We start from the raw sequence: 7,930 nt of genomic DNA on the forward strand, positions 1-7,930 counted from the left end.
AGCACCGACGAGAACGGCAACGTCACGCAATACGCCTACGATGCCGCCGGCAATGTGACCATGACGCAAGATGGAACCGGTGCCCGCACCTATACCGCCTACGATGCCTTGGGCCGCGCGGTAGCCACCGAAACGCCGCCAGTGCAAACGGCGACCACCACGCTCTCCAACATCACCTACACCGCCTACAACAACCTCAACCAGGCGGTGGCCAACGGCTACTTCCAGCTCAACGCGGCGGGTACGGCGCGCACGTCGATCGAGCAGGGGGCCTACATCCTCGACGCCAACGGCGATCGCCTGCAGTCCACGGATGGGATGGGCAATACCACCACCTATACCTACGACAGCCAGCACCGCGTGCTGACCAGCACCACGCCACTGAACGAAACCACGACCTATGGCTATGACGTCCGTGGCAACCTGATCAAGGAAACCGATCCGGACGGCCATACGCAAACCTGGACCTACAATTACTTCAAGCAATTGCTGACGCATACTGACGATAGCGGCGCCACCTACACCTATACCTACGACGCAGGTTCCGGTTACCTGGTGAAGGAAACCAGCAACTGGACGGCCAATGGGCCGAGCAGTTCCGTAACGGCTACGCTCAACTTCAGCTACGACGCCAATGGCGCGCTCGCGCAGCTGAGCGAAACCGTCAACGGTGTCGCCTCCACCTACACCTATGGCTACGACGCCGACGGCAACGAAACGCTGGAGACGGCGGATACCAGCCAGGGAACCGGCACGGCGGATAGTGTCGACACGCAGACCACCATCACCTACGACAGCCACAACCGCCTGCAGGAAGTGACCGAGGAAAACCTGGTCACTGGCCTGGGGGTCATACGCACCGCCTACGTGTACGATGCCGACGGCAACCGCCGCGCGGTGTTCACGCGCAGCGGCTATGACAGTGGCAGCATCGCCGCCACGCCGATACCCATGGCGGCCGGTTCCTCCACGGCCGGCGGCCCGACTGTCGGCACCGCCATGGCCGCCCAAACGGCGACACCGGGAGCGGCTTTCAGCTATACCGTGCCCAGCAGTGCCTTTAACGACAGCATCGGCATGGGCCTGACCTATTCGGCGACGGGCTTGCCGAGCTGGTTGAGCTTCAACGCCAGCACCCACACCTTCACTGGCACGCCACCGGTGCCTACGGCGGCGGCCAGCTACACCCTCACCGTGACGGCGACGGACGTGTTGGGCCACACCGTGAGCAGCATGGTGACGGTAGCGGTGGCCGCCGTCGCGCCGGCATTCAGCAGTGCGCCCACCGCACAGACCTTGCAGCCGGGCGTGGCATGGAGCTATCAGGCGCCGGCGGCCACGGACGCCAATGGCTACAGCGTGACCTACAGCGCGAGCGGCCTGCCTGCCGGCATCAGCTTTAACGCCTCCACGCGTACCTTCAGCGGTACGTTGACCGCCGCCGCCTCGTACACCCTCACCTATACGGCCACGTCCAGCGCCGGCACGACGAGCTCCAAGACATTCACCCTTACGGTGGCTGCGTTGGCCCCGGTGTTCGCTGGCGGTGTGAGCAATCAGGCGGCCACCGCGACCTTGGCGATGAATGCGTACGCGGCGCCCGCGGCCACGGATGCGAATGGTGCCAGCATCAGCTACAGCGCCAGCGGTTTGCCACCGGGCGTGAGCTTCAACGCGGCCACGCGCACCTTCAGCGGTACGCCGAGCACGGCCGGCACCTACACGGTGACGTATACCGCCACGGCCAGCACGGGGACGGTGGCCTCGACCAGTTTTGCGATCATCGTGAATCCGGCCTCGCCGCCGGTCTTCAACAGCGCAGCTTCGAATAACGGTACCGGGACATTCACGGTGTCGTGGGGTGCGCTGTACGGTGTCACCTGGACGGTTCCGAGCAACGCCTTTACCAACCCTATGGGTCGGTCACTCACGTATTCCCTGACGGGCACGCTTCCGCCCAACACCAGCATGAGCGCAGCTGGCGTGCTGACGTCCAAGGCGGTCGGCTCGAACGCCATGGCCTCCCCAATGACGGTGCCCGGCGGCGGAGGAAAGGTCACCGATTTCGATGTCACATTATGGGCAACCGATCCCGTCGATGGTCTGTCGGCGTCGGTGGCGATGACGTTGGCGGTTACCAGTACTTCCCAGGGAATTCTGGTGGTATCGGCCTCGCCGGTTAACACAGCAACTCCCTCCTCAGCCGTTGCAACACCGACCCTTACGCCGGCGCCTACGTCGACGCCCACGACGCAGCAAGTGGCCAGTCCGGATCTGATACCGATCACCCATTTTCCAAGTGGTGGAACGGGGACGCCGACCCCAACCCCAACTCCGGTACCTGCACCCGCACCTGCGCCAGGACCAGGACCTGCACCTACACCCGCCCCCGCTCCTGCACCTGGTCCGGCGCCCACACCGACGCCTACGCCTACGCCGGCGCCCGCCCCGTCGCCCACGCCCAACGTGGTCGCGGACTGGTACACCTACGACGCCGACAACCGCGTACTGGTCGCCGACGGCAGCTTGCAGAACAGCCAGGTCGTGGTGACCAGCGCCACCAACTCCGGCGAAAACTGGTACGACCAGGCCGGCGACCTGACCCAATACCTGTCGTACCAGACGATCAACGGGACCTCGCAGCAGATCATCCAGAAGGGCTTTTACAACACGCAAGGCGAAGAAACGACACTGCAAACCCAGACCAGCAGCGGCAGCGCCTTCGTCACCGACGAAACGGCCACCTACGACCTGGACGGTCGCCAGACCTCGCTGCAGCAATACAACCTGCCCGGCAGCACGGAACAAGGCGTCTACAACGGCGCCAGCGTGAGCTTCAGCGATGCCGGCTGGATCCAGACCGACACGATCTACAGCTACAACGCCGATGGCGCGCTGGTGGACCAGGATGAATACGCCGAAGCGTCCGGGCAAAGCCTGATTGACCAATACGGCCCGAGCGTGACCAGCAGCGACTATGCGGACACGGTCGCCCCGTCGATGCCCACCTCGGCCAGTGCGAACAACGCCGGAGTGCTGCTGCTGGCGGCGCGCTATGACTACGAGACGGCGGCGGGCGGCTACGGCTACGACGCGGATGGCAACCTGATGGGCTACACCATCAGCAGCCTGGCCAACGACACGGTGATCGATCCCACCGGCACGGCCAGCACCGAAAACTACCTCAACCACTACGTGTGGCAGAACGCGGCGCTGAATAGCAGCAGCACGCAAACCACCAGCAGCAGCAACACCCCCACCACGACCAACGCCAACACCTACAACGACCTGGGTGAGCTGGTGAGCAGCACCGGCCCGGTCGACGGCAGTACCCAGGCGGTGAACATGGCCTATAACGGCGAAGGGCAGATCCTGCAGAAAGCCACCGCGCTCGGTGGTACTACCACCAGCGATTTCTCGCTGTACGCCAACCAGCAAAACCTGGGCACTGTGGACACAGCCGGTGACGTGGACGTGCTGGCCACCACGGGAGGCTTCACCAACAGCAGCCTGGGCACGCAGGGCTACACGGTGCAAGCGGGCGATACCCTGGCATCGATTGCGCAGGCCCTCTACGGCGACAGCAACTACGGCTACATTCTTGCGCAGGCCAATGGCCTGGCCGTGGGCAGCTCGGTACCGGTGGGCATGATCCTGCACATTCCGCAGGTGACCACCGCCACCAACACGTCGCACACGTTCCAGCCCTATGCGCAAAGCCCGATTGCCAACGGTGGCGCCTCGGCGTGCGAAACCACCGCGCAGCTCGTGGCCGCCTCGATCGAGGCGGTGCTGCACCAGCAATCGGCGGTCGCCCAGACGGTGCAGCAGCTGGAGCAGATCAACAAGGTCACCACGCCATGGAAGCCGATCGTGACGGTAGCCACGGGTGCGCAGGTGATGATCCAGCCGGGCGGGAATACGGTGGCGTCCGGCGCGGGTGGCACCTTGCCCACGTTGGGGGGAGGCTTCCACGTGGACATGATTGGTTTGGGGGACGGCTTTGGTGGCGGCGGCGGATATGGCGGTTATGGCGGCTACGGTGGCGGCTATGGCGGTTTCGGTGGTTTTGGTGGCTTCGGTGGTGGTTTCGGCGGCCTGGGTGGCAATGACGGCGGCACGGGAGCGGGCGGTAATTACAGCGGCACCGGTGGCGCCGGTAATGACGGTGGCACGGGAAGCGGAGGGAATTACGGTGGCACGGGTGGTGACAACCAAGGCAGCGGTGGTTACACCGGCTCGGGCAACGGCGGCTATAGCGCGCCACCGTCCAACACACCGGCACCAGCGCCCGCTCCGGCACCCGCCCCAGCCCCACCCGCGCCGGCCCCCGCGCCCTCGCCAGCGCCCGGCACCACCACGCAGTTCAACACCACCACGCAGTTCCCCGGCGATGCCTGGGTACCAGGCGATCAGTCGGTGTATCCGGTCGGCGGCGTGCCGGATTACAGCAACTCCTCGACGACTGTGAATATTCCTGGCTACAGTTTGGCCACGGCGGGGCAGGGTGTCGACGATCCCAATGCGCAGCAAAACAACAATGCCGATGATGGCGCGCCGGGTAACGGCATCGACAACGATCTGTTGTCGGATACGTATGTAAATAACGTGATTGCGACCTCGCCCAGCTATGCCTATGTCGATACCAACGCTAACGGTTCCCCCACCGTGGCAGGGCCGCCCACCTTCATGAGTACGGATGGCGATTCCATTTATTCGGGCTCCGTGGGCGTGGGCGATGCATCCAACCTGACGAATGACGACGAGCTTGGTACATTCAATAATTCGATGAACGGCATGGGGATATCCAACGCATGGACGGATTTGCAAACCTCCACGTCCCTGTTCAATGGAGATGAGCAATCGCTCCTGATCTCTGGCACATCGAATACTGGAGAGACGACGACAGACCCCTTGCTGGCCAGTGCTGAGCAGTACATGTCCGATGGCGGCAGCGTATATGACCAATTGAACACTTTGGGTTTGGCACCGGTATCGTTTGTGTTAGGAGCCTACCAAGGCGTCAATGCAGGAGTGTCGAGCCTTGAGAACCAGTTCGCCGCGCTACCGGGAGAGATATCGAATGAGGTGCAGGCGCTTCCTGGACAGGTAGCGCAAGTATCCAACAGCGTCAGCAACTTGCTGTTCACCCAGGGAGGGCAGCAGCAGATAGCGCAAGCATTGAATTCATTTGAGAACTTCAATGTCGGGGACGCACTGAGCAACGCGTGGAATAACTTCACCGCTTCGGCGTCCAGCTATTTCCAAACGGCCACGCCGCAACAAATGGGCTATGATTTGGGATATAGCGCAACCACTAATGCACCCTCGATTGGGTTAAGCCTGGGGCTGGACGGTGGTCCGGAGGTGCTTGACGGAGCGTTTGCCTTTGCTGCGGACGATGGCAAGGGTATGGATATTACCAACAGCCTATTGGCGCAGGATTCGGGGGACATATCAAATAGCTTGGTTCCAGACACAGCAACATCAATCGCGCAGCTTCAGACACGCTCTGCCGAAGTGGTAAACAGCGACATGATTGCAGCGGGCAATCAGCCAGCATGGTTGTCTAATACGAATGTTGTGACACAGGTTGTGCCAACTGGCACCCAGTATCAGATGGTTGTAAGCGAAGCCCAGGCTCAAGCCTTGGCTCAGGGCGAGTCGTGGTTTGGTGGTTGGGCTACACCGGACGCAGTGCCGAGTCAGGCATTTGCTCGCAATGACTTGTCAATTCTTCCCGAGTTTAAGCCGGATGTATCCTATGTGGTAACGGTTGAAACGACCGCTCCACAGACGGTTAATGCTGGATTTGCAGGGCCGTTGGGGGAGACAAGTGGTGGTGCTTCGCAAGTTGAATTTGTTGGACAAAGAAATCTGCAATTAGTCGGCCAGCCCCAGCCTTTGCCTGAGAGATAAGCGCATGATAGCCATTCAAGATTTTGAAAGAATTCGAGCGGACGGAAAGATCATTGATGAGTCAATGACGGCCGCCGATATGTTTGCGCTTGGCTCGCCGGAGAAGGTCATTGAGATTAAGTGGCGAAGCCATGATGGGATCGTGTCCTTGCACTTTCCTCATGGCGTCCTTGCAACGGTTGTTGCAGGGCGAAATTTTGTGGCAATAAATGAAAGTGACGCGCAAGGACGGCGCAGCCTATGGGTGCTTAACTCAGATGGTAAAAAGAGGCTCCAGGTTTCAGACATCCAAGAGATAGGCGCGCAAGCTGAGGTGGGGTCGTACCGGTGGTTTGAGGGTGCACGCAAGAATGCCCCCAACGTTTTTGGCGTTGTTTTTGAGCGGGTTAGCGACAAATCGGTGTTTCAACTCGACATAGATGCTGAGCATGGCAATGCTTTGGCGATATATCCAATGAGGTAGTAGTTCCAAGCACGACAGCTATTGATAGCGGTGCGAGTGTTTCAACACCTCGATATCCAGTAGCTACAAATCCTGATGAGGCATTTTTCTGGTCAGGTCGAACAAACGGAATTGGAGGTGCTGATGCCGCTGGTCAGATCGCCCAGACAAATGGCGGCACTACGTTAGAGATGTTGATTGATAATCGTGGCATTGACATGCCTGCATGGGATCCTCTTGATCCAGACGTAGTTCAAGCCTGGAAGGACATCTCTTCAGATTATGCAAATGGAGCTTCAGGTACGGTTCGTGCCGTGATTGGTGAAAATCTGAGGCCGGGAAATGTGTGGGAGACCTCGGAGCTTCCTAATCTGATGAACAATCCTAACGTTAACCAGATCATCACTATCGACCCCGCCACCGGTGCGCAGAAGGTCATTTTTAATCGAGGTCCGTAATGGTTAAAGACGTAACGAGAAGCCACATCAAGGTTGAGCTTGATGGCAAGACTGCCACGGTGCCCGGCGAAATGTTTTTCCCTTCGAACGGGAAGCTTGGCTTTGTTGTGTTCTTGAATGGCATAAAGTGCTGGGACTCACCTCATCAAAACGATGTAATAACAAAAGATGAGGTTAGCTCCATTCTTGAAGACATTAGGTCGAACTTTGCGAAAGGCGGTCATGTTCTAGAGGTTGAATAGGTATCCAGAAATAAAACGCCCGCATAACGCGGGCGTCTTATTGTTCCAAACTACGTAGCTACGGGGAACGCGCAACCGCTTACCTACGATATCTCCGCGTGGAAGAGCTATGGTCTGCCATCGGATGGATATTTCGCTCGGACACTCAATGAGCAAGACGCGTTCTCTTTGATGCAAGGAGATCAGATCAATTTTGGTGGCAAACCAGTAGATGGCTATCCTGGCGGCATGGGCTTCTTGGGGTCAGCAGAGGAGGTCAGCTCCATCAACACCGGTGCTGACTATGCAAATAGTTTGGATCTGACGTATCAGCCGAAGTATCTTCTTGAATTCCAGCTCAACGATCCGACGGGTCTACAAAACGTTCTTGAGGCGCCGTACAAAGAGTTTGTTCCGGGTGGGCAAACTGCAAGTGGATATCTTGAGTGGAACTATCCGGGAATTAATTCGAACAACATCGTCAATTGGCGTCTGAGGGTCCTGCAATGATTCCGCTAGTTGTTAAATGTCTTGATGGAACGAATAAAACTGTCGATATGACTGGTCTCCAGCGGATTGCAAAGGGTGAGAGTGAGCTTCACCCTGGATGGAGCAGTACGCTCACTTTTTCTTCAGAGATGAGTGCGTTTATCGAGCTTTCCGGTGCGCCTCCCGATGTCAGGGGCAATAGTGAAGGCGCCGCTAACGAAGTTGATGACGATTACGCGCTGCGTGTCTATGAAAAGACTCTGAACCGCCCCGGGATTCGCGGAGGCTCCAACTCTTGAGAGAATGGAGCCATGACAAAGTTAAAACAGTTTTCCCCGGAAGTCCGCGAGCGTGCGGTGCGGATGGTGCAGGAGCACCGTGGTGAATACCCATCGTTGTGG

6 protein-coding genes are annotated in these 7,930 nt (G+C 59.1%); all 6 read left to right on the forward strand.

Annotated elements, in window-relative coordinates; translation table 11 throughout:
• Positions 1-5,919: putative Ig domain-containing protein (locus tag ISP15_RS17845; RefSeq protein ID WP_404549294.1), on the forward strand; the 5,919-nt coding region annotated here is incomplete at its 5' end.
• Between the two features lie 4 nt (positions 5,920-5,923).
• A complete protein-coding gene (locus ISP15_RS17850) occupies positions 5,924-6,382 on the forward strand; it encodes a hypothetical protein (protein ID WP_404549296.1) in 459 nt (152 codons plus the stop codon).
• Positions 6,383-6,552: 170 nt separating this feature from the next.
• Entirely contained in the window at positions 6,553-6,819 is a 267-nt protein-coding gene (locus ISP15_RS17855; RefSeq protein WP_404549297.1) for a hypothetical protein, read from the forward strand.
• The gene (locus tag ISP15_RS17860; RefSeq protein ID WP_404549298.1) at positions 6,819-7,061 is read left to right on the forward strand and encodes an Imm74 family immunity protein; all 243 of its coding nucleotides are present in this window, start codon (positions 6,819-6,821) and stop codon (positions 7,059-7,061) included. Before ISP15_RS17855 ends, ISP15_RS17860 begins: the two co-directional genes overlap by 1 nt.
• A 171-nt stretch (positions 7,062-7,232) precedes the next feature.
• Positions 7,233-7,550, forward strand: a complete 318-nt coding sequence (locus ISP15_RS17865; RefSeq protein ID WP_404549300.1) for a hypothetical protein — start codon at positions 7,233-7,235, stop codon at positions 7,548-7,550.
• Positions 7,547-7,828 (forward strand): hypothetical protein, encoded by a 282-nt coding sequence (locus tag ISP15_RS17870; protein WP_404549301.1) that lies wholly within the window; start codon positions 7,547-7,549, stop codon positions 7,826-7,828. Before ISP15_RS17865 ends, ISP15_RS17870 begins: the two co-directional genes overlap by 4 nt.
• The last annotated feature ends 102 nt before the right edge of the window (positions 7,829-7,930 follow it).

The sequence above is a fragment of the Dyella jejuensis genome (assembly GCF_044904675.1).
Taxonomy (GTDB): domain Bacteria; phylum Pseudomonadota; class Gammaproteobacteria; order Xanthomonadales; family Rhodanobacteraceae; genus Dyella_B; species Dyella_B jejuensis.